Source organism: Streptomyces sp. NPDC002690 (genome assembly GCF_053592415.1).
This window is the reverse complement of sequence record NZ_JBSFVR010000743.1, coordinates 1-1261: the sequence shown is the minus strand read 5'-3', so window position 1 is coordinate 1261 and position 1261 is coordinate 1. Positions and strand designations below refer to the sequence as shown.

The 1261-nt window shown below is 73.2% G+C and carries 1 protein-coding gene and 1 pseudogene; both read left to right on the top strand.

Features of this window, described 5'->3' with window-relative positions; genetic code table 11:
- Positions 1-344, top strand: a pseudogene (locus tag ACWD3D_RS37225) (TPM domain-containing protein); the annotation flags it as partial.
- Between the two features lie 111 nt (positions 345-455).
- Positions 456-1169, top strand: coding sequence for a PspA/IM30 family protein (locus ACWD3D_RS37220; protein WP_451465047.1), 714 nt, complete (start codon positions 456-458; stop codon positions 1167-1169).
- Positions 1170-1261: the final 92 nt, after the last annotated feature.

Here is a 1261-nt window from a genome sequence, read left to right as displayed (position 1 = left end):
CAGGCGGCGATCCGCAGCGCGCGCTCGCCGAGGCGCAGCGCGCCGACGCGCTCGCCGGACAGGCCCAGGCCCTGGCCGAGCAGGACGTACGCGCCTTCGACAGCCGCTCCGGTCCCGGTGGGATGCGGGGCGGCGGCGGGGGCGGCGGCATGGGCGGAGCCGTGCTGGGGGGCATCCTCCTCGGCGGAATCCTCGGCGGCGGGCGGCGCGGTGGCGGCTTCGGTGGCGGCGGCGGATTCGGTGGCGGCGGTGGGTTCGGCGGGGGCGGCTTCGGCGGCGCCGGGCCCGGCAGCTTCGGCGGCGGGGGGACGCGGGGCCGCAGGGGCGGCGGTGGCCGCTTCTGACCGGCGGCCCGGCACCGGCTACCCGGGCCCCGGCCCGTACACGTACCGCCCGTCCGACCTCGACCCCGTCCCGCGTACCCACGACCGTCCCGTTCCAGGAGAGGAGCTCCCATGTCGAAGCAGACGATTCTCGGCCGAGTCACCCAGCTCGCGAAGGCCAACATCAACGCGCTCATCGATCAGGCCGAGGACCCGCAGAAGATGCTGGACCAGCTGATCCGGGACTACACCAACAACATCGCGGAGGCCGAGCAAGCGGTCGCCGCCACCATCGGCAACCTGCGGCTGATGGAGCAGGACCACGCGGAGGACGTGGCGGCGGCGACGGAGTGGGGCGGCAAGGCGCTCGCGGCCAGCCGGAAGGCGGACGAGCTGCGGGCCGCGGGATCGGTGGCGGAGGCGGACAAGTTCGACAACCTCGCGAAGGTCGCCCTGGGCCGACAGCTCCAGTCGGAGAAGGAGGCGCGGACGGCCGAGCCGACGATCGCCTCGCAGACCGAGGTGGTGGACAAGCTCAAGTCCGGGCTGGACCAGATGAAGGCGAAACTCGGCGAGTTGAAGGCGAAGCGGGACGAGCTGGTGGCCCGCGCCAAGTCCGCGCAGGCCCAGAACACGATGATGGACGCGGTGAAGTCCATCGACGTGCTGGACCCGACCAGTGAGCTGAACCGCTTCGAGGACAAGGTGCGGCGCGAGGAGGCGAAGGCCGTGGGCAAGCAGGAGCTGGCCGCGTCCTCGCTCGACGCGCAGTTCGAGCAGTTGGACGGCATGGGCGACAGCGCCGAGGTCGAGGCACGCCTCGCCGCACTGAAGTCCCCCTCCTGACCAGGGGGTTCCTCGCCGGAGGGCCTCCGCCCGACGCCGCGACGAGCGGGCGATGAAGGGGCGGGGTGGGACGGTTCGAACCGTCCCAGAGC